Annotated in this window: 25 protein-coding genes; 5 read left to right on the top strand and 20 right to left on the bottom strand. The window is 63.5% G+C overall.

Features of this window, described 5'->3' with window-relative positions:
- The first annotated feature begins 17 nt into the window (after positions 1-17).
- Entirely contained in the window at positions 18-1442 is a 1425-nt protein-coding gene (locus FS665_RS07270; RefSeq protein ID WP_145185532.1) for a gamma-aminobutyraldehyde dehydrogenase, read from the top strand.
- A gap of 178 nt (positions 1443-1620) precedes the next feature.
- Here the strand turns inward: FS665_RS07270 and FS665_RS07265 are convergent, their stop codons facing one another.
- The 3 genes from FS665_RS07265 to FS665_RS07255 form a co-directional block, all read right to left on the bottom strand.
- Complete coding sequence (locus tag FS665_RS07265) at positions 1621-2727, bottom strand: NADH:flavin oxidoreductase/NADH oxidase (RefSeq protein WP_145185529.1); 1107 nt, start codon at positions 2725-2727, stop codon at positions 1621-1623.
- 188 nt (positions 2728-2915) lie between these two features.
- Entirely contained in the window at positions 2916-4625 is a 1710-nt protein-coding gene (gene recJ, locus FS665_RS07260) for a single-stranded-DNA-specific exonuclease RecJ (protein ID WP_145185526.1), read from the bottom strand.
- A 30-nt stretch (positions 4626-4655) separates the two neighbouring features.
- Complete coding sequence (locus tag FS665_RS07255) at positions 4656-5198, bottom strand: YaeQ family protein (RefSeq protein WP_145185523.1); 543 nt, start codon at positions 5196-5198, stop codon at positions 4656-4658.
- A 133-nt stretch (positions 5199-5331) separates the two neighbouring features.
- Here FS665_RS07255 and FS665_RS07250 point away from each other — a divergent pair, with 133 nt between their 5' ends.
- Complete coding sequence (locus FS665_RS07250; protein ID WP_145185521.1) at positions 5332-6531, top strand: CaiB/BaiF CoA-transferase family protein; 1200 nt, start codon at positions 5332-5334, stop codon at positions 6529-6531.
- Between the two features lie 373 nt (positions 6532-6904).
- Here the strand turns inward: FS665_RS07250 and FS665_RS07245 are convergent, their stop codons facing one another.
- The 12 genes from FS665_RS07245 to ffh all read right to left on the bottom strand — a co-directional run bounded on the left by FS665_RS07245 (position 6905) and on the right by ffh (position 16764).
- Positions 6905-7186 carry a DUF3509 domain-containing protein gene (locus tag FS665_RS07245; RefSeq protein WP_145185518.1) on the bottom strand — a complete coding sequence of 94 codons (282 nt, stop codon included), beginning with the start codon at positions 7184-7186 and terminating at the stop codon, positions 6905-6907.
- An 84-nt stretch (positions 7187-7270) separates the two neighbouring features.
- Positions 7271-7654, bottom strand: coding sequence for a histidine kinase (locus FS665_RS07240; protein WP_145185515.1), 384 nt, complete (start codon positions 7652-7654; stop codon positions 7271-7273).
- Positions 7655-7822: 168 nt separating this feature from the next.
- Entirely contained in the window at positions 7823-9232 is a 1410-nt protein-coding gene (gene thrC, locus FS665_RS07235) for a threonine synthase (protein WP_145185512.1), read from the bottom strand.
- Positions 9233-9401: 169 nt separating this feature from the next.
- Positions 9402-10706, bottom strand: coding sequence for a homoserine dehydrogenase (locus FS665_RS07230; protein ID WP_145185509.1), 1305 nt, complete (start codon positions 10704-10706; stop codon positions 9402-9404).
- A gap of 82 nt (positions 10707-10788) precedes the next feature.
- Positions 10789-11547 carry a DsbC family protein gene (locus tag FS665_RS07225; RefSeq protein ID WP_145185506.1) on the bottom strand — a complete coding sequence of 253 codons (759 nt, stop codon included), beginning with the start codon at positions 11545-11547 and terminating at the stop codon, positions 10789-10791.
- A 153-nt stretch (positions 11548-11700) separates the two neighbouring features.
- Entirely contained in the window at positions 11701-12597 is an 897-nt protein-coding gene (gene xerD / locus FS665_RS07220) for a site-specific tyrosine recombinase XerD (RefSeq protein ID WP_145185503.1), read from the bottom strand.
- A 111-nt stretch (positions 12598-12708) separates the two neighbouring features.
- Complete coding sequence (locus FS665_RS07215) at positions 12709-13116, bottom strand: acyl-CoA thioesterase (RefSeq protein ID WP_145185500.1); 408 nt, start codon at positions 13114-13116, stop codon at positions 12709-12711.
- A gap of 93 nt (positions 13117-13209) precedes the next feature.
- Positions 13210-13560, bottom strand: coding sequence for a 50S ribosomal protein L19 (gene rplS / locus FS665_RS07210; RefSeq protein ID WP_011535315.1), 351 nt, complete (start codon positions 13558-13560; stop codon positions 13210-13212).
- A gap of 42 nt (positions 13561-13602) precedes the next feature.
- The gene (gene trmD / locus FS665_RS07205) at positions 13603-14355 is read right to left on the bottom strand and encodes a tRNA (guanosine(37)-N1)-methyltransferase TrmD (RefSeq protein ID WP_008094486.1); all 753 of its coding nucleotides are present in this window, start codon (positions 14353-14355) and stop codon (positions 13603-13605) included.
- A 3-nt stretch (positions 14356-14358) separates the two neighbouring features.
- Positions 14359-14895 carry a ribosome maturation factor RimM gene (gene rimM / locus FS665_RS07200; protein WP_145185497.1) on the bottom strand — a complete coding sequence of 179 codons (537 nt, stop codon included), beginning with the start codon at positions 14893-14895 and terminating at the stop codon, positions 14359-14361.
- 5 nt (positions 14896-14900) lie between these two features.
- Positions 14901-15152: a 30S ribosomal protein S16 gene (gene rpsP / locus FS665_RS07195; protein WP_008094480.1), complete on the bottom strand. Its 252-nt coding sequence runs from the start codon at positions 15150-15152 to the stop codon at positions 14901-14903.
- Between the two features lie 235 nt (positions 15153-15387).
- Positions 15388-16764, bottom strand: coding sequence for a signal recognition particle protein (gene ffh, locus FS665_RS07190; RefSeq protein WP_145185494.1), 1377 nt, complete (start codon positions 16762-16764; stop codon positions 15388-15390).
- 211 nt (positions 16765-16975) lie between these two features.
- Between ffh and FS665_RS07185 the strand changes: the two genes are divergently transcribed.
- The 3 genes from FS665_RS07185 (at position 16976) to FS665_RS07175 (ending at position 20552) form a co-directional block, all read left to right on the top strand.
- Positions 16976-17785, top strand: a complete 810-nt coding sequence (locus tag FS665_RS07185) for an inner membrane protein YpjD (protein WP_145185491.1) — start codon at positions 16976-16978, stop codon at positions 17783-17785.
- A gap of 9 nt (positions 17786-17794) precedes the next feature.
- The gene (locus FS665_RS07180) at positions 17795-19000 is read left to right on the top strand and encodes a transporter associated domain-containing protein (protein ID WP_145185488.1); all 1206 of its coding nucleotides are present in this window, start codon (positions 17795-17797) and stop codon (positions 18998-19000) included.
- A 250-nt stretch (positions 19001-19250) separates the two neighbouring features.
- On the top strand, positions 19251-20552 hold the full coding sequence (locus FS665_RS07175; protein WP_145185485.1) for an MFS transporter: 1302 nt from the start codon (positions 19251-19253) through the stop codon (positions 20550-20552).
- Positions 20553-20608: 56 nt separating this feature from the next.
- Here the strand turns inward: FS665_RS07175 and purT are convergent, their stop codons facing one another.
- The 5 genes from purT to FS665_RS07150 form a co-directional block, all read right to left on the bottom strand.
- Positions 20609-21790: a formate-dependent phosphoribosylglycinamide formyltransferase gene (gene purT / locus FS665_RS07170; RefSeq protein WP_145185482.1), complete on the bottom strand. Its 1182-nt coding sequence runs from the start codon at positions 21788-21790 to the stop codon at positions 20609-20611.
- 76 nt (positions 21791-21866) lie between these two features.
- Positions 21867-22334, bottom strand: coding sequence for a VUT family protein (locus FS665_RS07165; RefSeq protein WP_145185479.1), 468 nt, complete (start codon positions 22332-22334; stop codon positions 21867-21869).
- Between the two features lie 80 nt (positions 22335-22414).
- Complete coding sequence (locus FS665_RS07160) at positions 22415-22618, bottom strand: DUF1289 domain-containing protein (protein ID WP_145185476.1); 204 nt, start codon at positions 22616-22618, stop codon at positions 22415-22417.
- Positions 22611-23135 (bottom strand): gamma carbonic anhydrase family protein, encoded by a 525-nt coding sequence (locus FS665_RS07155; RefSeq protein WP_145185473.1) that lies wholly within the window; start codon positions 23133-23135, stop codon positions 22611-22613. The genes FS665_RS07160 and FS665_RS07155 overlap by 8 nt, the downstream gene beginning before the upstream one ends.
- A gap of 43 nt (positions 23136-23178) precedes the next feature.
- A complete protein-coding gene (locus FS665_RS07150) occupies positions 23179-23778 on the bottom strand; it encodes a CoA pyrophosphatase (RefSeq protein WP_145185470.1) in 600 nt (199 codons plus the stop codon).
- Positions 23779-23858: the final 80 nt, after the last annotated feature.

Raw genomic sequence — 23858 nt, 5'->3', positions numbered from 1 at the left:
TGAACAAGGAGCCTTTCATGCAAACCCATATGCTGATCAACGGACACCTGGTCGCCGGCGAAGGCCCCGCCTGGACCGTGCTCAATCCGGCCGAAGGCAGTGCCCTGGCGCAGATCAACGAAGCCAGCGAGGCCCAGGTCGATACTGCCGTACGCGCCGCCGACCAGGCTTTCGCCCGCTGGTCGCAATGCAGCCCCAAGGACCGCGCAGCGGCCCTGCTGGCCTTGGCCGACGCAATTGAAGCCAACGCCGAAGAGCTGGCCCGGCTCGAATCGCAGAACTGCGGCAAACCCCTGGCGGCCGCGCTGAATGACGAGATTCCGGCCATCGCCGACGTGTTTCGCTTTTTTGCCGGGGCCGCCCGCTGCCTGGGCGGCTCGGCAGCCGGCGAGTACCTGCCGGGGCATACCTCGATGACCCGCCGCGACCCGCTCGGCGTGGTGGCCTCGATCGCGCCATGGAACTACCCGCTGATGATGCTGGCGTGGAAAATCGCCCCAGCGCTGGCGGCGGGCAATACCGTGGTGATCAAACCTTCGGAGCTGACGCCCATGACCGCCCTGCGCCTGGGAGAGCTGGCCAAGGGTCTGCTGCCACCTGGTGTGCTCAACATTCTGTTCGGCCGCGGGCAGACGGTCGGCAACCCATTGGTCAGCCACCCCAAGGTACGCATGGTGTCGCTGACGGGGTCGATTCCAACCGGTGCTCATATCATCGGCGCCACCGCCCACAGCGTGAAGCGCATGCACATGGAACTGGGCGGCAAGGCCCCGGTGCTGGTGTTCGACGATGCCGACATCGACGCCGCGATCGAAGGCATCCGCACGTTCGGTTTCTACAACGCCGGGCAGGACTGCACGGCCGCCTGCCGCCTGTACGTGCAGGCGGGCATCTACGATGACTTCGTCGAGCGCCTGGGCGCGGCGGTATCCACTCTCAAGGCCGGGCCACAGGACAGCGCCGATACCGAACTCGGTCCGCTGATCAGCGCCCAGCATCGCGACAAGGTCGCCGGGCTGGTCGAACGCGCCATCGCCCAGGCGCATATCCGCCTGGTCACCGGCGGCAAGGCGATTGCCGGAGACGGCTTCTTCTTCGAGCCCACGGTGTTGGCCGACGCCTTGCAGGATGACGAGATCGTGCGCAACGAGGTGTTCGGGCCGGTGGTCTCGGTGACTCGCTTCAACACCGAGGAGCAGGCTTTGGGATGGGCCAATGACTCCGAGTACGGGCTGGCTTCATCGGTGTGGACGCGCGACACCGGCCGTGCCCATCGCCTGGCTGCGCGGCTGCAATATGGCTGTACATGGGTCAACACGCATTTCATGCTGGTCAGCGAGATGCCCCATGGCGGACAGAAGCAGTCGGGGTATGGCAAGGATATGTCGATGTATGGGTTGGAGGATTACACCTGCGTGCGGCATGTGATGATCAAGCATTGAGGTGTGGTGGGTGGGGTTAGGGCTGGGGGCAGCGCCTGGGGAGGCGGTGCCTTGGGGGGCGGGTGCCTTGGGGATCGAGCGCCGCTTGCGCGGCGCATCGCGGGGGATCGAGCGCCGCTGGCGCGGCGCATCGCGAGCTGCGCTCGCTCCTACGAGGGGGGAGCGCCTTGGTAGTGACTCAATCTCGCAGATCCGACTCGTGAATCGGGCTTGCACGGCTGGTGGCGCGTTGATATTGGGCAGGCCAGGTGGCCTTGTGACCGCCCAGGTCATCGTCGGCGTGCAGTGGCCAATAGGGGTCGCGCAACAGCTCGCGGGCCAGGAGGATGACATCGGCTTGGCCGGTGCGCAGAATGTGCTCGGCCTGGGCGGGTTCGGTGATCATGCCAACGGTGCCGGTGGCGATTTCCGCCTCTTTGCGCACACGCTCGGCAAAACGCGTCTGATAGCCTGGCCCGGTCGGAATTTCGGCATTGGCTGAGGTACCGCCCGACGACACGTCGATCAGATCCACGCCCAATGCCCGCAGGCGGCGGGCCAGTTCCACGGTCTCATCCGGATTCCAGCCGTCCTCTACCCAATCGGTGGCCGATACCCGCACGAACAGCGGCAACTCGGCAGGCCACACCTCACGGACGGCCTCGACCACTTGCAGGGTCAGGCGAATGCGGTTTTCAAAGCAGCTGCCGTATTCGTCCTGGCGCTGGTTGCTCAGTGGCGAGAGAAACTGATGCAGCAGGTAGCCATGGGCGGCGTGAACCTCGACCACCTTGAAGCCCGCCTCCAGCGCCCGTTTGGCCGAGGCGACGAAGGCTTCGACGACATCCTGTATTTCACTGGCGTGCAACGCTCGCGGCGGAGTGTGTTGCGGGTCGAAAGCGATTGGCGACGGGCCCACCGGGTGCCAACCGCCCTCCTCGACCTTCACGCTGCCGTGCTTGCCCAGCCACGGCCGGTAGGTACTGGCCTTGCGCCCGGCGTGGGCCAGCTGGATACCCGGCACCGCACCTTGGGCGGTGATGAAGCGGGTAATGCGCTGCAACGGCGTAATCTGAGCGTCGTCCCACAGGCCCAGGTCTTCGGCAGTGATACGACCGTCGGCAGTCACCGCAACGGCTTCGGTGATGACCAGCCCTGCGCCACCCACGGCGCGGCTGCCTAGATGAACAAGGTGCCAGTCGTTGGCCAGGCCATCGACTGCGGAATATTGGCACATCGGCGATACGGCGATGCGATTGGGCAGCGTCAGCTGACGCAGGGTGTAAGGCTCGAGCAGCATGCTCATGAGGACACCTCCGAGGAACTCCAATGGCGATCCGGCCCGGGCACTTAATTGCACATCCCTGGCCCGGTACCGGTCATTCATCAGACTAGACCAGATTGGTGGGTGGGATGGTTCCGTGGGATTGCTGACTGGTCCGACGTGAGATCGGGCGCCGAAAATATCCTGGAGCTGAGGTCGACTCCCGTGTCTCAGCGCGGCTCCATATGCGCAATCATCAATTGCACACTCTCGTTGCCCCGAAACTCGTTCACATCCAGCTTGTAGGCCAACTCCACCCAACGCACCGTAGGGTTGGGCCAGACCTCGCGATCAATGCCGAAGGCGATGCCATCCAGGCGCACAGAACCGCACTCGCTCTTGAGCACCACCTTCAAGTGCCGCTCCCCCACCACACGCTGCTCGACCAACTGGAACACGCCGTGGAACAGCGGCTCGGGGAAGTGCTGGCCCCAAGGCCCGGCGTGACGCAAGGCCTTGGCCAGGTCCAGGTGGAACTCTTCGACAGCCAGGTTACCGTCTGACAGCAGCCGGCCGGTGAGGTCTTCCTCGCGCAGCTGGCGTCGAACCTCCTCATCGAAGGCCTCGGCGAACGCCGGGAAATTGCCTTCGGGCAAGGACAGCCCCGCCGCCATGGCATGGCCGCCGAACTTGCTGATCAACTGCGGATGGCGGGCGGCGACGGCATCGAGCGCATCGCGGATATGAAAGCCGGGTACCGAACGCGCCGACCCTTTGAGCATGCCATCACCTGCGTCGGCAAACGCGATGGTCGGGCGGTGGTAACGCTCCTTCAAGCGCGAGGCGAGGATCCCGATCACGCCTTGATGCCATTCGGCGTCGAACAGACACAGGCCGTAGGGCATCGACTCGACCGGCAAGTCCTTGAGCTGGGCCAGGGCCTCGCGCTGCATGCCCTGCTCGATCGATTTGCGGTCCTGGTTCAGGTCATCGAGCTGCTGGGCCATGTCCTGGGCCAGCGCCGGGTCGTCGCAGAGCAGGCATTCGATGCCCAGGCTCATGTCGTCGAGCCGGCCAGCAGCGTTGAGCCGCGGGCCGAGGATGAAGCCCAGGTCGGTGGAGGTGATACGTCGGTGGTCGCGCCGCGCCACTTCCAGGATCGCCTTCAAGCCGGGCCGGGCACGGCCGGCGCGGATGCGCTCCAGGCCCTGGTGCACCAGGATGCGGTTGTTCGCATCCAGCGGCACCACGTCTGCCACGCTGCCTAAGGCCACCAGGTCGAGCAGCTCACCGATGTTCGGCTGTGGCCGATCGACATAGCGCCCCAGGTTGCGCAGACGTGCGCGCAAGGCCATCAATACGTAGAAAATGACGCCGACGCCGGCCAGCGACTTGCTGGCGAATGCGCACCCTGGCTGGTTGGGGTTGACGATGGCGTCGGCCTCGGGCAATTGCTGGCCTGGCAAATGGTGGTCGGTCACCAGCACCTTGAGCCCAGCGGCCTTGGCGGCGGCGACGCCTTCGACGCTGGAGATGCCATTGTCCACGGTCACCAGCAGATCAGGCTGGCGCTCAAGCGCCACCTGGACGATTTCCGGGGTCAAGCCGTAGCCGTATTCGAAGCGGTTGGGCACCAGGTAGTCGACATGGGCTGCGCCCAACAGCCGCAAGCCCAGCACGCCGACGCTACTGGCCGTCGCGCCATCGGCGTCGAAGTCACCGACGATCAGGATGCGCTGGCGCAGGTCCAGCGCCGTGACCAGCAGGTCCACGGCCGCCTCGATGCCCTTGAGCTGCTGGTAAGGCAGCAGCCGGGCCAGGCTCTTGTCCAACTCGGCCTCTGACTGCACGCCGCGGGCGGCATACAGACGGGTCAACAGCGGGGGCAGGTTACCCAGTGATGGCAGGGTTTCAGGCAGCGGGCGAGGTTCGATACGCATGGGGTCTTCAGCAGTCAAAAATCAGTGGGTTCAGCCACGCTCACCGAGCAGCCATTGCAGCTGCACTTCATGCTGGCCGCGGTCGTCGGTAACGAAGACGGTGCCCTCGCTGATCATCACATCCCACTTGATGGTGCGCGGCATGTCGCTGGCCAATACTTCCAGCACCTCTTGCGGCACGGCGGCGATGCTCAGGTTCTTCAGACCCTTGACCGCACTCAGCACCTTGCCCTCCCATACCCGCAGGCTGCCGTAGGCCAACAGGCTGGTGCGCTCGGTGCGGCGCGAGCACCAGGTCAGGCGGTCGGCGTCCGGCTGGCCCACTTCGATCCAGTGCAGAATGCGGTCATCCAGGCTCTTTTCCCACAATGCAGCTTCATCGACATCAGACAGACCACGACCGAACGCCAGGTTCTCGTTGTACCACAGGGCGTAGGCCAGCAGGCGCACGGCCATGCGCTCCTCGGTTTCCGAAGGATGACGCGCGATGGTCTGGCGGACGTTTTCGTACACGCCGCGATCGAGGTCGGTCAGGTTGAGTTCGAATTTGTAGGTCGTGGACGGCTGGGCCATGGTCGAAGAGGCTTCGTGGGGAAAGAAAAGTGGCTTAGTCTACCCGATCCTGCCCACGCGTGCGCCGCACCCGTTTCGGCCGCTGCGCACCTGTGCTAAAACCACGCCTCTGACCCGCTGCCACGGATGCCACATGTCTACCCCGAGCAAACCCCTCGCCGGCCTCAAAGTCATCGAGCTCGGCACCCTGATCGCCGGGCCGTTCGCCTCGCGCATCTGCGCCGAGTTCGGTGCCGAGGTGATCAAAGTCGAATCGCCGGACGGCGGTGACCCGCTGCGCAAATGGCGTAAGATGTACCAGGGGACCTCGCTGTGGTGGTTCGTGCAGGCGCGCAATAAGCAATCGCTCACCCTTAACCTCAAGCACCCTGAAGGGCGCGAGGTGCTCAAGCGCCTGCTCAGCGAAGCCGATATCCTTATCGAGAACTTCCGCCCTGGCGTGCTGGAAAAACTTGGCCTGGGCTGGGACGTGCTGCACGCGCTGAATCCGCGCCTGGTCATGGTGCGCCTGTCCGGCTTTGGTCAGACTGGGCCGATGAAGGACCAGCCGGGCTTCGGTGCGGTGGGCGAATCCATGGGCGGACTGCGCTACATCACCGGTTTCGACGATCGCCCGCCGGTGCGTACGGGCATCTCCATCGGCGACTCGATCGCGGCGCTGTGGGGCGTGATCGGCGCGCTGATGGCTCTGCGTCATCGCGAAGTCAACGGCGGCCAGGGCCAGGTCGTGGACGTGGCGCTGTACGAAGCGATCTTCGCGATGATGGAAAGCATGGTTCCGGAGTTCGATGTGTTCGGCTTCATTCGTGAACGCACCGGCAATATCATGCCGGGTATCACGCCCTCCTCCATCCATACCAGCGCTGATGGCAAGCATGTGCAGATCGGTGCCAATGGCGATGCCATTTTCAAGCGGCTCATGCAGGCCATTGGCCGCAACGACCTGGCCGACGATCCTGCCCTGGCCAGCAACGATGGCCGTGACGCCCGCCGTGACGAGCTGTATGGGGTCATCGACCGCTGGGCCAATGGCCTGGCGCTGGAGCAACTGATGCAGGTGCTCACCGACGCTGAAGTACCGGCCAGCCGCATCTATTCGGCCGAAGACATGTTCAGCGACCCGCAGTACCTGGCGCGCGAGATGTTTCTGCACGCGCGTTTGCCCGACGGCAAGCCGTTCAAGATGCCCGGCATCGTGCCCAAGCTGTCGCAAACCCCAGGCTCGGCCGAGTGGGTCGGGCCAAGCCTGGGTGAACATACCGACCAGGTGCTGACCTCCCTGGGCTATGACCCGGCAGCCATCGCCAGCCTGCGCCAGGCGGGCACTGTCTGAAGCTGTGGCGCGGCGCCAGCCTGGGACAGGGGGTCATTGACCAAGTGCTGCCGGCGCCGCTTGCACAGATCCCCGGGGACGAGCATGCCATTGTGCGAGTGAATCGTGCGCGCGGGCTGCAGAACTGCTGCCCGCCTTGCGCCGTAACAGCTTGCCAGTCCTGTACGCGTACTGGCTGACCCGCAAATGCGTGCTGCCAATCTGCAGGACCGCGGGAGGCTCGTCGACGGTCGTGAACAGCAGACAAAAGAAACCCCGGACGCTGGGGAGGACGCCCGGGGCCAATCGAAAGTCATCATGGACTCTCGGTGACAGCCTGCCAGTGCCGGAGCGGTGCGCTGGCAGGCTGCCCCTACCGTTTAAGAGCAAGCCCTCAAGCAAAGGTTCCCTGGGGCTGCTGACGCTGTTGCAGGGCCGCGATCACACACGGCTGCAAGCGCCCTTCGACGATCTGCAGGTCACGATGCAGGCCGTCGACCAGATCGATGAGCAAGCGTTGTTCCTGTAGCTGGTACTGGCTTACCGTGCGGCGCAAGGCCGCGACACCCAGGGTGTTGTACACGGTCAACTGACGGTTGCCGTTGGCATCCTCGACGTCCAGGCTGGCCTGATAAGGGCTGAGCGCATCGTTGAGCAGTCTGCAGATTCTTTCCATCCGGATCACTCGCTTTGTCTTGTAGTGGGATATGAATGAACTGACCAACAAGCGCAACGGAAAGTTCGTTGCGCCATCAGTGTTTCAGCCAGCATGCGTGGCCGATGTGACAGTTTTGATACGTTGCAGCGCGGCGCGCCACGGCTCGATCGGCAATGGCCATGGCAAGTCGGCCAGCACCCACAAGCCAAGGCGCCGGGCTTCATCGGCGAGGTCTTGCTCACCGGCGCGACCAACGAACACCACGGCACGACTGCCCGCTGCCCGCGCCAGCAGCGCCGGGCCATCGGCTTCGGCGTGATCGATGATCAGCACGTCGGCGCGAGCCCCATGCGCCAGGCAGCTGTCGAGCTCGACAAGCCCATTGACCACGCGCACATTGAACAGCCCCAGGGCGTTACACGCCTGGTGCAGGAGTATCTGGTGGGATGGGCGTGCCTGACAGATCAGTACGTAGGGCTGGCGCATGTACCGCTCCTTGGGGGAAGGACCGGCCACTCTAGGCAGGTTGCCTAGGCACTCATATAGGACATTTCTGAAGATGGCGCGGTAAACGACTGACGAGGCCTTTGCAGCCCCCTCGTCACCCGCGTGCCCCTGCGGGCGCCAATGCACCTGCAGGGGCGGTCCTGCGGCTTACAACGGTTTGCCGCGGTTGCCATGTTGGCTGACGAAGGCCTGCACCGCTTTGAGGTCGTTGGCCAACACGGTGCAACGCTCCTCGCGGCTGAACAGATCGCTCAGGTGCGCCGGCAGCTCGAGGGCCTTGCCCACCCCGGCTTTTTCGACCGCCTCAGGGAACTTCACCGGATGCGCGGTACCCAGCACCACCATCGGTGTATCGAGGCTGCGCCGGCATTCGCGGGCGGCCTTGACGCCGATCGCGGTGTGCGGGTCGAGCACTTCACCGGTGGCCGCAAAGACTTCGGCGATGGTTTCGCAGGTCTGCTCATCGCTCACCGCCAGCGAATCGAAGAGCTTGCGCGCCTCGGTCCAACGGTCTTGTTCGACACTGAAGCCACCGCCTTGCTTGAAGCTGGCCATCAGCTCGGCCAGGGCCGCGCCGTTGCGACCGTGCAGGTCGAACAGCAGGCGCTCGAAGTTGGACGACACCATGATGTCCATCGACGGCGACAGGGTCGCGTGCAGGGTTTCCTTGACGTACTGATTGCCGCTCATGAAGCGGTGCAGGATGTCGTTGCGGTTGGTCGCGACGATCAGCTGGCTGACCGGCAAGCCCATGTTGCGCGCCAGGTAGCCGGCAAAGATGTCACCGAAGTTGCCGGTCGGCACCGAGAACGCCACCGAGCGCGCCGGGCCACCGAGCTGCAGGGCAGCATGGAAGTAGTAGACGATCTGGGCCATGATCCGCGCCCAGTTGATCGAGTTCACCGCGACCAGACGCGTGCCTTTGAGGAACGACTGGTCGGCGAAGCTGGCCTTGACCATCTCCTGGCAGTCATCGAAGTTACCTTCGATGGCAATGTTGTGAACGTTGTCACCGAACAGGGTGGTCATCTGCCGACGCTGCACCTCCGACACACGCTGGTGCGGGTGCAGGATGAAGATGTCGACGTTGTCGCAGCTGCGGCAGCCTTCGATGGCCGCAGAACCTGTGTCACCGCTGGTGGCACCGATGATCACCACGCGCTCGTTGCGCTTGGCCAGCACATGGTCGAGCAGGCGGCCGAGCAGCTGCAGGGCGAAGTCCTTGAAGGCCAGGGTCGGGCCATGGAACAGCTCCAGCACCCACTCGTTGCCGTTGAGCTGGCGCAGCGGCGCGACGGCGGCGTGGGCGAACTGGCCGTAGGTTTTTTCAAGAATCTTCTTGAAATCGGCATCGGCGATGCTGCCTTCGACGAACGGGCGCATCACCCGGAAAGCCAGCTCGTGGTAAGGCAGGCCGGCCCAGGAAGCGATTTCTTCCTGGGTGAAGCGCGGCAGGTTTTCAGGCACATACAGGCCGCCATCGCTGGCCAGGCCAGTGAGCAGCACGTCTTCGAAATTCAGGGCCGGTGCTTGGCCGCGGGTACTGATATAGCGCATGGGTGCAAACCTTTGGTTTGAGCGGCAAGCTGCGAGCTGCAAGCTACAGGAACAAGCCGGTGGCGTTGCTCTCGGAGGCTGCGGTTCCTTGCCTGCCGCTAAATGAAATCTGTTCGTAGCCTCGACTGCGCGCTGCCTTTAGTTGCAGCTTGCAGCTTGAAGCCTGCCGCTAGTTAAGCTGTTCGACGCGGATGCGCACGACCTTGCCGACCACATCCTGCAGCGCCTCGAGGGCGACGATCGCATCATCGATACCTTGCTCGACAACCCGGTGGGTCAGCAGGATCATCGGTACCAGGCCATCCTGCTCCTCAGCTTCTTTCTGCATGATCGACTCGATGTTGATCCCGCGCTCGGAGAGGATGCTCGCCACCTGCGCCAGCACGCCAGGGTGGTCCTTGGCCTGAATGCGCAGGTAATAGGCACTTTCGCACGCCTCGATCGGCAGGATCGGATGGGCCGACAGCGAGTCTGGCTGGAAGGCCAGGTGGGGTACGCGGTTCTCAGGGTCCGACGTCATGGCTCGTACCACATCGACCAGGTCTGCAACCACCGACGAAGCGGTTGGCTCCATGCCGGCGCCCGCGCCGTAGTAGAGGGTCGAACCTGCTGCATCGCCGTTGACCATCACCGCGTTCATCACGCCGTTGACGTTGGCGATCAGGCGGTCGCTGGGGATCAGGGTCGGGTGCACGCGCAGCTCGATGCCCTCGGCAGTGCGGCGAGCCACGCCCAGGTGCTTGATGCGATAGCCCAGGGCTTCGGCGTAGTTCACATCGGCGGTGGTCAGCTGGGTGATGCCCTCGGTGTAGGCCTTGTCGAACTGCAGCGGGATACCGAAGGCGATGGATGCCAGGATGGTCAGCTTGTGCGCGGCGTCGATGCCCTCGACATCGAAGGTCGGGTCGGCTTCGGCATAACCCAGGGCCTGGGCTTCGGCCAGCACGTCCGGGAACGCGCGGCCCTTTTCACGCATTTCGGTGAGGATGAAATTGCCGGTGCCGTTGATGATGCCAGCCAGCCAGTTGATGCGGTTGGCCGACAGGCCTTCGCGGATTGCCTTGATCACCGGAATGCCACCGGCGACAGCGGCCTCGAAGGCGACAATGACGCCTTTCTCGCGAGCCTTGGCAAAGATCTCGTTGCCATGCACGGCGATCAGCGCCTTGTTCGCGGTGACCACATGCTTGCCGTTATCGATGGCCTTGAGCACCAGATCACGGGCCACGGTGTAGCCACCGATCAGCTCGATGACGATATCGATCTCTGGGTTGCACGCCACTTCGAACACATCAGCGGTAATGGGGGTACCGGTAATCTGGCAGTTCGGGTTGGGCGAGCGCATGGCGATCTGGGCCACTTCAATACCGCGCCCGGCACGGCGGGCAATCTCCTCGGCGTTGCGCTGAAGTACATTGAAGGTACCGCCACCGACGGTCCCTAACCCACAGATGCCTACTTTGACCGGTTTCACTGTGAACTCCCCATTGAACGGACGGCGCCTTCGCCGGCCGTGAAACATGCCGTCACCCCATGACGACGGCGTACTGAATTGATTACTTGGCGGCTTGCTGAGCGCCGGCCAGGGCCAGTTTGGCGACCTGCGGCGCCGGCTGATAACCCGGGATCACCTGACCGCTCTCCAGAACGATGGCCGGCGTGCCGTTGACCCCGATCTGCTGGCCCAGCTCGAACTGCTTGCCAACCGGGTTGGCGCACTTGGCGGCCTTGATTTCCTTGCCTTCGACCATGCTGTCCATGGCTGCGCGGCGGTCGCTGGAGCACCATACCGCCTGCAACTGCTGGTCACCTGCCGAGCCCAGGCCCTGGCGCGGGAAGGCGACGTAGCGCACTTCGATACCGCGGCGGTTGAGCTCAGGCACTTCGGCGTGCAGCTTGTGGCAGTACGGGCAGGTGGTGTCGGTAAAGACGGTTATGTGCGACTTGGTCTGGCCCTTGGCCGGGTAAACCACGGTTTCGGCTGCCGGAATGCCATTGATGAGCTTGGCAACGCCGGCGCGCTCGGTCTTCTCGGTGAGGTTGACCGGCTTGCCATCCTGCAGCTGGTACAGGTAGCCCTGCATCACGTATTGGCCGTCAGCGCTGGCGTACAGCACGCGCCCGCCTTGCAGCTTGACTTCATACAGGCCGTTGAGCGGGCTGCTGGCCACGCTTTCCACCGGCACGTCGAGCTCCAGGTTCTGCAACGACTTGCGGATTGCCTGTTCGGCACCGGCAGTGCTGTCGGCTGCGGCAAAGGCAAAGGTACTGGCCAGCGCCAACGCGGCGGCGGCGAACAACTGGGTCACGCGCATGGGAAACTCCTGAGGGCGAACAGGGCCGGAGGGTGTTGCCTGCGGAAAAAACGCGGCAACCGTACGGGCCCTGGTGCAAACCGCCCAAGCCTACCACATCGCGCTGACGATGAAGGGCTCGGCATGGACCGGTCGGCGGAACATGAAAAACATTCATCCACGTGGGTGATGCTGGGCGTGCAGTTGCTGCAGGCGGGCCTTGGCCACATGGGTATAGATCTGCGTGGTCGACAGGTCGCTGTGGCCGAGCAGCATCTGCACCACCCGCAGGTCTGCGCCGTGATTGAGCAGGTGGGTGGCGAAGGCGTGTCGCAGGGTATGCGGCGACAACGGCTTGTCGATTCCCGCGGCCCGCGCGTGGTGCTTGATACGGTGCCAGAACGTCTGGCGCGTCATCTGCTCGCCTCGCTGACTGGGGAACAGCACGTCGCTGGGACGACCATTGAGCAGTTCGGCGCGGCCATTACGCAGGTAGCGCTCCAGCCACACCACGGCCTCCTCGCCCATCGGCACCAGGCGCTCTTTGCCGCCTTTGCCCATGACCCGCATTACGCCCTGGCGCAGATTGACCTGATCGAGCGTCAGGCTGACCAGCTCGGTGACCCGCAGGCCGCAGGCGTAGAGGACCTCGAGCATGGCGCGGTCACGTTGGCCGATCGCCTCGCCCAGCTCCGGCGCTTGTAGCAGCGCTTCGACATCGGCCTCGGACAATGACTTGGGCAACGGCCGACCCAGCTGTGGCATGTCGACCTGCAAGGTGGGGTCGACGGCGATCAGCTTCTCGCGCAGCAGATAGCGAAAGAAGCCACGCAGACCGGACAGAAAACGGGCCGTCGAGCGCGGCTTGTAGCCTTGCTCCAGGCGCCAGGCGAGGTGATCGAGAATCAGCTCGCGACCGGCATCGGGCAAGCTTATCCCGTGCTCCTCCAGCCAGCCGTTGAACAGGGCCAGGTCGCTGCGATAGGACATGCGGGTGTTGTCGGACAGGCCTTTTTCAAGCCACAGGGCGTCGAGGAATTGGTCGATCAGAGGATGGTCTAGGGCAGGCATTCGGGGCAGCTGGTTCTTGGAGAGGGGCGTAGTGTTTCACAGCGGCTTGGGGCTGTCGTGATCAATCGGGCCTTGCACCGCAGGCGCGGCTCTGCAAGGCCCGCGTCTGGCTCAGCGCTGTGGCAGCACCGGCACCGGGCGCTTGTCTTCGTCAATGGCGACGAAGCTGAACACGCCATGGATGGCCCGCTCGCGCCCGTCCAGGTACATGTTCTCGACCAACACCTCGACCTCGACCTGCAAACTGGTATTGCCGACTTTCACCACCGTACCTACCAGCTCGACGATCGAGCCCGCGGGTATCGGGTGCTTGAAGTCGATGCGGTCGGTGGACACGGTCACCAGCGGCAGTCGGCAAAAGCGCGTGGCCGCAATGAATGACACTTCATCCATCCACGCCAGTGCGGTACCGCCGAACAAGGTGTTGTGGTGGTTGGTGGTATTGGGGAACACCGCCTTGGTCACGCGCGTTACCGACAACGCGGTGCGGCGTTGAATTTCCAGGTCTCGAGGGGTCATGGCTGTCACTTTTAACAGGTTTTCAAACGCAAAAAAGCAGCCCGAAGGCTGCTTTTTCTCGCTAGGCGGCCTCGGCCACCGGGCAAACTGTACTCAGGACAGTTTTTCCTTGATGCGAGCGGCTTTGCCGGACAGGTCGCGCAGGTAGTACAGCTTGGCTTTACGCACGTCACCACGACGTTTCACGGCCAGGCTGTCGATCTGCGGGCTGTAGGTCTGGAAGGTACGCTCAACGCCTACGCCGCTGGAGATCTTGCGCACGGTGAAGGCGCTGTTCAGACCGCGGTTACGCTTGGCGATGACAACGCCTTCGAACGCCTGCAGACGGGAACGATCACCTTCCTTCACTTTAACCTGAACGACAACGGTGTCGCCTGGTGCGAAGGTCGGGATTTCCTTGCTCATCTGCTCGGCTTCGAGCTGCTGGATGATTTTGTTGGTCATGCTGTGCTCCTAAGATGGATACGTGATCCACCATCGATACGTTTAACTATCGTCCCGCTCGCGGAGATATTCCTCGAGCAGCTTCTTCTCTTCTCCAGAAAGCGAGCGACTTTCCAGAAGATCGGCGCGCCGTTCGAAGGTCCTACCAAGGGACTGCTTCATCCGCCAACGCCGGATATGTGCATGGTTGCCACTTAGCAACACGTCGGGAACACGCTGATCCGCATACACCTCAGGCCGGGTGTAGTGCGGGCAATCGAGCAGACCGTCGGTGAAGGAGTCTTCCTCCGCCGAGTCCACATGCCCTAAAGCTCCGGGCAGCAGCCGTGTAACCGCATCGATCAGTACCATGGCCGGCAGCTCGCCACCGGAAAGCACATAGTCGCCAATCGACCACTCCTCATCGACATGAGCCTCGATAAAGCGCTCGTCGATGCCTTCATAACGACCGGCGATCAGGATCAACGATTCCTGTTCGGCCAGGCCTTTGACCGCCTGCTGAGTCAGCTTGCGGCCTTGCGGCGAGAGGTAGATCACCTTCGCCGATGCTCCGGTCGCCTGCCTGGCGCTAACCAGGGCGTCTTCCAGAGGCTTGATTTTCATCACCATGCCCGGACCACCGCCAAACGGCCGATCATCCACGGTATGGTGGCGATCTGTGGTGTAGTCCCGCGGGTTCCAGCAGGTCACCTGAAGCAACCCTTGTTTCACCGCGCGGCTGGTAATGCCGTACTCCGTGATGGCCGAGAACATCTCGGGGAACAACGTGATGACGTCTACGCGAAGGTTACCCATCGTTTAGAAGTCCGCGTCCCATTCGACTCGCATCACGCCTGCTTCCAGGTCGATACCGAGCACGCACTGCGCCGTATAGGGCAACAAACGCTCGCGATCATCCAGGCTGCCTGCGCAGGGCTTGACCACCATTACATCGTTCGCGCCGGTCTCCAACAGGTGATCGACCTTGCCGAACAGCTGTTCGTCCTGGTTGATGACCTTCAGACCTACCAACTGGTACCAGTAGTACTCGTCAGCGGCCAGGTTGGGCAAAAGGCTCCGCGGTATGCAGATTTCGTAACCGCTCAGAAGACGGGCTTCGTCGCGATCCTCGAGGCCTTTGAGCTTCACGACCAGGCCCTTTTGGGAGCCACGACCGTTGACCAGCTCGACCTGTTTTACCGTGCCTTCGTGCCGAAGCGTCCAGCGTGGATAATCCAACAGGTTTTCAATCGGATCGGTAAAGGAATACACCTTCACCTCGCCGCGAACGCCGTGAACCGAAAAAATCTTGCCGACAACGATGAGGTCGTCAGCCTTTTCTGGCGTCGCGTTCATACTGTTCAGGCAGCGGCCTTGGCAGCGTCCTTCAGCAGCTGAGCAACGCGCTCAGACGGCTGTGCACCCTGGCTCAGCCAGTAGGTGACGCGCTCTTGGTTGACCGACAGCTTGACTTCAGCGCCAGAAGCGATTGGGTTGAAGAAACCTACGCGCTCAACGAAACGGCCGTCACGGGCGTTACGCGAGTTGGTCACGGTCAGGTGGTAGAACGGGCGCTTTTTCGAGCCGCCACGGGCAAGACGAATGGTTACCATGTGAACATTGTTCCTATAGTCGGTACTGCGAATCTGAATGCCAAATAGGCACATGGGTGCCCAAAAGGCCGCATATTCTCGGGGAATACACGGACATTTGCAAATGCCTTTTTCGCCATGGCCCTGCCGTGGCGTCCAGATTTGCCGGTTGAGCCGCGCGTTTGGCGGCGGTTATCCCGCCGGGGCGGGGGTTCTGGGGCCTGCCCGCACAGCAGGCAGGCACCCGGAATAGCGCTTACAGCTTGGGCATGCCGCCGCCTGGCAGCATGCCACCGAGGCCGCGCATCATCTTGGACATGCCACCTTTGGTGGAGAACTTCTTCATCATCTTCTGCATCTGCTTGTGCTGCTTGATCAGCCGGCCGATGTCCTGCACCTGGGTACCGGAACCCAGGGCGATGCGGCGCTTGCGCGAGCCGCTGATCAGGTCGGGATCGCGGCGTTCGGCCGGGGTCATGGAGTTGATGATCGCCTCCATCTGCTTGAACTGTTTCTCTGCCGCGCCCTGGGCATTGCCCATCTGCGACAGGTTGACCCCACCGATGCTCGGCAGCTTGTCCATCAGGCCGCCGAGGCCACCCATGTTCTTCATTTGCTGCAACTGGTCGCGGAAGTCTTCGAGATCGAAGCCTTTGCCCTTCTTGAGCTTCTTGGCCAGTTTGTCGGCCTTGGCCTTGTCGATGGTCTGCTCGGCCTGCTCGATCAGGCTGAGCACATCACCCATGCCGAGGATGCGCGAGGCGACGCGGTCGGGGTGGAACGGTTCGAGGGCTTCGCTCTTCTCACCCATACCGATGAACTTGATCGGCTTGCCGGTGATCGCGCGTACCGACAGCGCAGCACCGCCACGGGCATCACCGTCAACCTTGGTCAGCACCACGCCGGTCAACGGCAGTGCTTCACCGAAGGCCTTGGCGGTGTTGGCGGCGTCCTGGCCGGTCATGGCGTCGACCACGAACAGCGTTTCGATCGGCTTGACCGCGGCGTGCAGGGCCTTGATCTCGTCCATCATGTCGGCATCGATGTGCAGGCGACCGGCAGTGTCGACGATCACCACGTCGATGAACTTGAGCTTGGCTTCGCGGATCGCCGCCTCGGCGATGGCCACCGGCTTCTGACTGATGTCGGACGGGAAGAAGGTCACGCCGATGTCGTTGGCCAACGTTTCCAGCTGTTTGATGGCCGCTGGACGGTAGACGTCGGCGGATACCACCATCACGCTCTTTTTCTTGCGCTCTTTGAGAAAGCGCGCCAGCTTGCCGGCGGTGGTGGTCTTACCGGCACCCTGCAGGCCCGCCATCAGCACCACGGCTGGCGGTGCGGCGTTCAGCGCGAGGTCTTCGTTGGCTGCGCCCATCAGGCTTTCCAGCTCGGCCTGGACGATCTTGACGAAGGCCTGGCCGGGGGTCAGGCTGCGCGACACTTCGGTGCCGACGGCGCGCTCTTTAACGCTATTGACGAAATCCTTGACCACCGGCAGGGCAACGTCGGCCTCGAGCAGGGCCATGCGCACTTCGCGCAGGGTGTCCTTGATGTTGTCTTCGGTCAGCTTGGCCTTGCCGGTGACGTGGCGCAGCGTCTGTGACAGGCGGTCGGTCAGGTTTTCGAACATGGTGATCCTTTCAGGCCCAGTAAAGCCGAGGTTTGTCAGGCGCCGCGGAAGGAAATGCACACCCCCAAGGCACAGCAAGGCGGCGATTATAGCCGAGTCCGCCCGCGAGCGGTAACCGTTCGGCAAGCCACGCGCGAGCGGCTAGCCGCTAGCCGCTCGCGGCGCTCTATGCCAAACTCCACTCCTTTATGGGCTCTGCACCCCAGGACTTATGGTCTCTTCTCCAAGCCTCATCCCCAATCTGATCGCTGCCGGCCTGTACATGGCGGCGGCCCTGTATCAAGGCGCCAATCTGGCCCAGGGCCGCAAGGCCGACAAACGCCTGCTGGGCCTGCTCGGTGCGGTTGCAGTGCTCGCCCAGGGCGGCGCGCTGTTCTTCCAACTGATCACCCCACTGGGCCTGAGCCTGGACTTCTTCAGCGCCGCCAGCCTGATCGCCGTGGCCGTGATCACCCTCACCCTGCTGGCCTGCCTGCGCATTCCGGTGGAAAACCTGCTGGTGCTGTTGTTCCCGCTGGGCGCCATCACCGCCCTGCTGGCGCAATTCGCCCCGGCCGGCACGGTGCCGCTGATCGACGAAGAGCCGGGTATTCTCGCGCACATCCTGCTGTCGATCCTTGCCTATGGCTTGTTCACCATCGCCGTATTCCAGTCGCTGTTGCTGCTGCTGCAGGATCACCAGCTCAAGCACAAGCACCCCTCAGGGCTGATCCGCAACTTCCCGCCGCTGCAAACCATGGAAAGCCTGCTGTTCGGGTTTCTCTGGGCGGGATGGTGCCTGCTGTCGCTGTCGCTTATTTCAGGCTGGTTGTTCCTTGAAAACCTGTTCGCCCAGCACCTGGTGCACAAGACCTCGCTGGCCTGCGTGGCCTGGGTGGTCTTCAGCGTGCTGTTGTGGGGCCGCACCCGCCTGGGCTGGCGCGGACACAAGGCGATCCGCTGGACGCTGGCGGGGTTCTGCCTGCTGATGCTGGCCTATTTCGGCAGCAAGCTGGTCCGCGAATTCATCCTGCATATCTGATCGAAGGCCATGGATACACTGCCATACGCACCGTTACTCGGGACCCTGGCGCTGGCGCTGGTATGGGCGGCGCTGTTCAGCGCGGTCGATGCTGCGCGCCTGTATCTGCACGGCGTGCCGCGCAGCAGCGATGAACCCCAACCCAGGCTGCCAGCGCAAGCCGTGGTGCTGTGCGCCAGCCTGGGCAAACTGGCGGTATTGGGCCTGGCCTGCCTGGTCGGCCAGCGCCAGGGCGGCGAGCACGGCTTCTGGCTGGCGTCTGGCGCCGCGGTGGCAGCCCTGCTGGTATTCACCGAATTCCTGCCGCGACGCCTGGCCCGCCGCAACCCGCACGCTTTCATCAACCTGGGCCTGAGCCTGCGCCTGTTTCCACTGGCCATCGTGCAGCCCTTCGCTTGCCTGTTCGACGGCGTCGCCAAGCTGCTGCAGCGCCCGTTGCGCGCGCAGCCTGCGGCAGTCGCCCTGCATCCCCAGGAAGATGACAGCTTCGATGCCGACGATGACCCCGAGCCGCCACGCCCGGGCCTGCTCGATGGCCTGCAGTCGCTGGACAAGATCACCGTCAATGACATCCTGGTGCCACGCAACGAAGTCGATGGCATCAACCTCGACGACCCGATCGAACAGGTCATCGAGCAGTTGATCGTCAGCCGCCACACCCGCTTGCCGGTCTACCATAACGACATCAACCAGGTCGAAGCGATACTCAACACCAAGCTCATCAGCCACCTGTTGCCCAAGGCCGAACTGACCCTGGAGCAACTGCGCGGCGCCTGCTACGAGCCGTATTTCGTACCGGAAAGCACGCCACTGCAGATGCAGCTGCTGAATTTCCACAAGCAACAGCGGCGTTTGGGTGTGGTGGTGGACGAGTATGGCGAAGTGCTGGGCATCGTCACCCTCGAAGACATCCTGGAAGAGATCGTCGGCGAGTTCGAGGACGAGCAAAGCCTTGACAACCCGCACGTACAGCCACAACCCGATGGCACCTTCGTCATCGAAGGCAATGCCTCGCTGCGCGAAATCAACCGCACCCTGGGCTGGCACCTGCCCTGCGACGGCGGCCCGAAAACGCTCAACGGCCTGGTCACCGAAGCCCTGGAGAGCATCCCTGCGAGCGCCGTATGCCTGAAAATCGGCCGCTATCGCCTGGAAATCCTCGAAACCGAGGACAATTGCGCGAGCAAGGTACTGGTGTGGACCGTGACCCGGTAGCTATACTCCGGTCACGCTTACCCAGCCCCGCCGTACCGCCTGCTACCCGCACCCGGCGTCACACGGCCAGTCCGCTGTACTGACACGCCCCGCGGCGCTGCTTCACCACCCCGAACAGTCCCCGCCCCCGCCCCTATCCCCCTTGGGCTATCGTCAGTCCAGCGACACAACAACAAGACGCTCCAGCGCCAAGCCAGGCTATGCCTGCGCGCAGTGCCATGGAGCGAACCAGACTGTTAGGGACCTACTGATGACAACCAGCAGCACCTATGCCCAGGCGCCTACCGCGCCGGTCAACTCGCCCGCGCGCGTCGCCACTGCCAGTTTCATTGGCACCGCCATCGAGTTCTATGATTTCTATGTCTATGCCACCGCCGCCGCGTTGGTGATCGGCCCGGTATTCTTCCCGTCCGGGTCGGGCACCGCGCAGATGCTGGCAGCCTTCCTCACTTTCGGCATCGCGTTTCTGGCACGCCCGCTGGGCTCGGCGCTGTTCGGTCACTTTGGCGATCGCATCGGACGCAAGTCGACCCTGGTGGCTTCGCTGCTGCTGATGGGCGTGTCGACCACGCTGATCGGTGTGCTGCCTGGCTACGACAGCATCGGCGTGTGGGCGCCGATCATCCTCTGCCTGCTGCGCTTCGGCCAGGGCTTGGGCCTGGGTGGCGAGTGGGGCGGCGCTGCACTGCTGGCCACGGAAAACGCCCCGCAAGGCAAGCGCGCCTGGTTCGGCATGTTCCCGCAGCTGGGCCCCTCGATCGGCTTCCTGGCGGCGAACGGGCTGTTCCTGACCCTGGCCTTGTCGCTGAGCGACGAGCAATTTCGTGAGTGGGGCTGGCGCATCCCGTTCCTGCTCAGCGCCGCGTTGGTGTTGGTCGGGTTGTATGTGCGCCTGAAGCTTGAAGAAAGCCCGGTATTCGCCAAGGCAGTCGCCCGCCACGAGCGGGTGAAGATGCCGGTGGTCGACCTGTTCGCCAAATATTGGCTACCGACCCTGCTGGGCGCAGCGGCCATGGTGGTGTGCTATGCGCTGTTTTATATCTCGACGGTGTTCTCGCTGAGCTACGGCGTAAGCACGTTGGGCTACAGCCGGGAAACCTTCCTCGGCCTGCTGTGCTTTGCGGTGGTGTTCATGGCCCTGGCGACGCCTTTGTCGGCCTGGCTCAGCGACCGCTATGGACGCAAGCCGGTACTGATCGTCGGCGGGTTGCTGGCGGTGGCCTCGGGCTTTCTCATGGAGCCGCTGCTGACATCCGGATCGACCACCGGGGTGGCGTTGTTCCTGGCCATCGAGCTGTTCCTGATGGGCGTGACGTTCGCGCCAATGGGCGCGCTGCTGCCAGAGCTGTTCCCGACCCATGTGCGCTACACCGGCGCATCGGCGGCGTACAACCTGGGCGGCATCGTCGGCGCCTCGGCCGCCCCTTTCTTCGCCCAGAAGCTGGTGAGCATGGGTGGCTTGAGCTGGGTGGGCGGCTATGTCTCGGCGGCGGCTGTGATCAGCCTGATCGCAGTGCTGTGCCTGAAAGAGACCCGCGACACGGAACTTTGAGCGGCAAGCGGCAAGCTACAAGCGCAGGCACTTGCTTGCAGCTTGCCGCTTCACGCTCAAAACTCGACCTTGACCGCCTGCGAAGCACGGGTCGCCTTGGCGCGGGCGGCTTGCACCGACTCATCGCGCGCCAGGCACACACCCATGCGCCGGGTGCCGTTTATTTCTGGCTTGCCGAACAGGCGAATGGCGGTGTCTGGCTCGCTTAGCGCAGCGCCGAGATTGGCGAAGCTGGTCTGCTGCGATTGGCCTTCGGGCAGAATCACCGCCGAAGCCGACGGCCCGAACTGGCGCACAACTGGAATCGGCAGGCCGAGGATGGCGCGGGCGTGCAGGGCGAACTGCGACAGGTCCTGGGAAATCAGGGTGACCAGGCCCGTGTCATGCGGGCGAGGCGAGACTTCGCTGAACCATACCTGGTCGCCTTTGACGAACAATTCCACGCCAAACAGGCCGCGACCGCCCAAGGCATCGGTCACCGCCTTGGCCACCCGCTGCGATTCAGCCAAGGCTTTCGCGCTCATTGCCTGCGGCTGCCAGGACTCCTGGTAGTCGCCCTTCTCCTGGCGGTGGCCGACGGGCTCGAGGAACGTGGTGCCGCCGACGTGGCGTACGGTCAGCAGGGTGATCTCGTAGTCGAAATCGATGAAGCCCTCGATGATCACCCGGCCCTTGCCGGCGCGACCGCCTTCCTGGGCGTAATCCCACGACTGCTGAAGGTCGGCGTCGCTGCGCAGCAGGCTCTGGCCCTTGCCCGAGGAGCTCATCACAGGCTTGACCACGCACGGATAGCCGACATCGGCCACCGCCTTGGCGTAGTCCGCGAAGGTGTCGGCGAAGTGGTAGGGCGAGGTCGGCAGGTCCAGCTCTTCAGCCGCCAGGCGGCGGATGCCCTCGCGGTTCATGGTCAGCTGGGTGGCGCGAGCGGTAGGCACCACGGTGAAGCCTTCGCTCTCCAGTTCGACCAGGGTCGCGGTGGCGATGGCTTCGATTTCGGGGACGATGTAGTGCGGTTTTTCCGCTTCGATGATAGCCCGCAAGGCGACGCCATCGAGCATGTTGACCACATGACTGCGGTGCGCCACCTGCATGGCCGGGGCGTTGGCGTAGCGGTCGACGGCGATCACCTCGACGCCCAGGCGCTGCAGCTCGATCACCACTTCCTTGCCCAGCTCGCCACAGCCGCAGAGCAGTACACGGGTCGCAGTTGGCGACAATGGGGTTCCGATACGGGTCATTTCAGGTCCTCGAAGGCATCCGGGGCCATGCCAGGCACGGCATGGCCCGCTGAAAAAGGACCGCTATTCTACACCATCAGCCCGCTACGGCAGCCCGCCGCGCACGAAATGCCATGGCCAGCCAGACCGCGGTGACGCCGGCGAATTTAGAGGCCATGGCGGTGCCGATCACCACCGGCGTGAGGGCGCCGATCATGCCGAAGAAGATCAACGTGTCCACCGGAATGCTCAACGCCGAGCTCAACCACAGGCGATCGCGCAATGGCCGGCGGGTGACGGTGAACACCAGCCAGTCGATCAGCTCGGAAACGAAGAAAGCCGTGGCGCTGGCCAGGGCGATGGCCGGCTCCGAGGTCACATACGAGAGCACCAGGGACACCAGCATGGCGACCAGCGCGCCGTGACCATAACGGGTCTGCACCATGTCGCGCAGGATGAACACCAGGCCACCCCAGCACGACCAGATGATGTCCAGGTGCGGGGCGCTGGAGAAGGCGTAGTTGATCAGCACGACGCTGCTGATGTAGGCAATGAGATAGAACATGGCGAGTGATCTGTGGGCAAGCCCGTTAGATTAACGGCGAGCCCCCCAGTCGGACAAGCCCGTTCGCCACGCGGCGAGGTTCAAGCGCCGATTATCAGCCCGGCGGCCAGCGCCCGCTGATGACAGCGCTCGAGCACCTGCCGGCGCTCGGCATTGTTCATGCGTCCCCAAGCGCCGATCTCGGCCACGCTGCGCTGGCAGCCGGTGCACACGTCCTGCTCGTCCAGCGCGCAGATGCTCACGCAAGGCGAGGCTACCGGGCGCTCCCGGACAGCCTCACTCATCGTCCGCCACCAGCTCGCGGGCATAACGCTCAGCGTTGTGCACATAGTGCGCGGCACTGGCTTCGAGCATGCGCTTCTGCTGCTCGGTGAGCTCGCGCACCACCTTGCCGGGAGACCCCATCACCAGCGAGCCATCGGGGATTTCCTTGCCTTCGGGGATCAGCGCGTTGGCGCCAATGATGCAGTGCTTGCCGATGCGCGCGCCGTTGAGGATCACCGCGTTGATGCCGATCAGGCTGTAGTCGCCGACCTGGCAACCGTGCAGCATGGCGTTGTGGCCAATGGTCACGCCCCTGCCCAGGGTCAGCGGCGAGCCCATGTCGGTGTGCATGACGCTGCCGTCCTGGACGTTGCTGTCTTCACCGATGTCGATCAGCTCGTTGTCGCCGCGCAGAACGGCGCCGAACCACACACTGGCACGCGCCTGCAGGCGGACTTTGCCGATCAAGGTCGCGTTAGGTGCGGCCCAACTGGTGGCATGGCATTCGACGCGGTGGTCGCCCAGGCGGTATTTCATGGTTGCTCCTCAGGGTTCACGCAGACGGCAGGGTCGGCCCTGCTCATTTCTCGATGTGGCGCTCAGGCGGATGATGCAGGCTGATTCGCGCGTCGTACAACAGGTTGACCAGCTCGACGATCATGATCGCCGACAGCCCCCAGATCTTGTATTCACCATAGCGGTAGCTGGGCACATACCAGCTGCGGCCCTGGTAATCGATGCGGTGGGTATGGTCGCGCGGGTCCTGGCGAAAGAATTCCAGCGGTACGCTGAAGACCGCGGCAATCTCGGCGTCATTGGCGCGGTACTCGACGAAATCCGGGATCAGCCCGACGAATGGCGTTACCTTCAAGCCATGCAGCGAAATCAACGGGCTGAGCGGGCCGATCACCTCGACCAAGCCTGGCGGCAGGCCAATTTCCTCTTCGGCTTCGCGCAGGGCGGTAAACACCAGGTCCGGGTCTTCGGGGTCGCGACGCCCTCCGGGGAACGCCACTTCGCCGCCATGGGTCGACAGGCCCTGGGCGCGCAGGGTCAGGACCAGTTCGGGCGCTTCGCTACGGGTGATGGGCAAGAGTACCGCTGCCTCGGGGAACCGTCGGTCGGTTTCCAACGAAGCAGGTTGATGATTGCTCATTCGGCGAAGTAGCTCGTCCAGCATCGCGCACTCTCGTTTCCAAGGCCTGCCGTGCATGATGCACCAAAAGCTGCGCGGCACCCAAGCCCTGCGCGCTTGCGGCA

The sequence above is a fragment of the Pseudomonas sp. URMO17WK12:I11 genome, assembly GCF_007677725.1.
In the GTDB taxonomy this organism is placed as follows: Bacteria; Pseudomonadota; Gammaproteobacteria; order Pseudomonadales; family Pseudomonadaceae; genus Aquipseudomonas.
The sequence above is the reverse complement of the archived record's forward strand: the minus strand, read 5'-3'. Positions and strand labels throughout refer to the sequence as shown.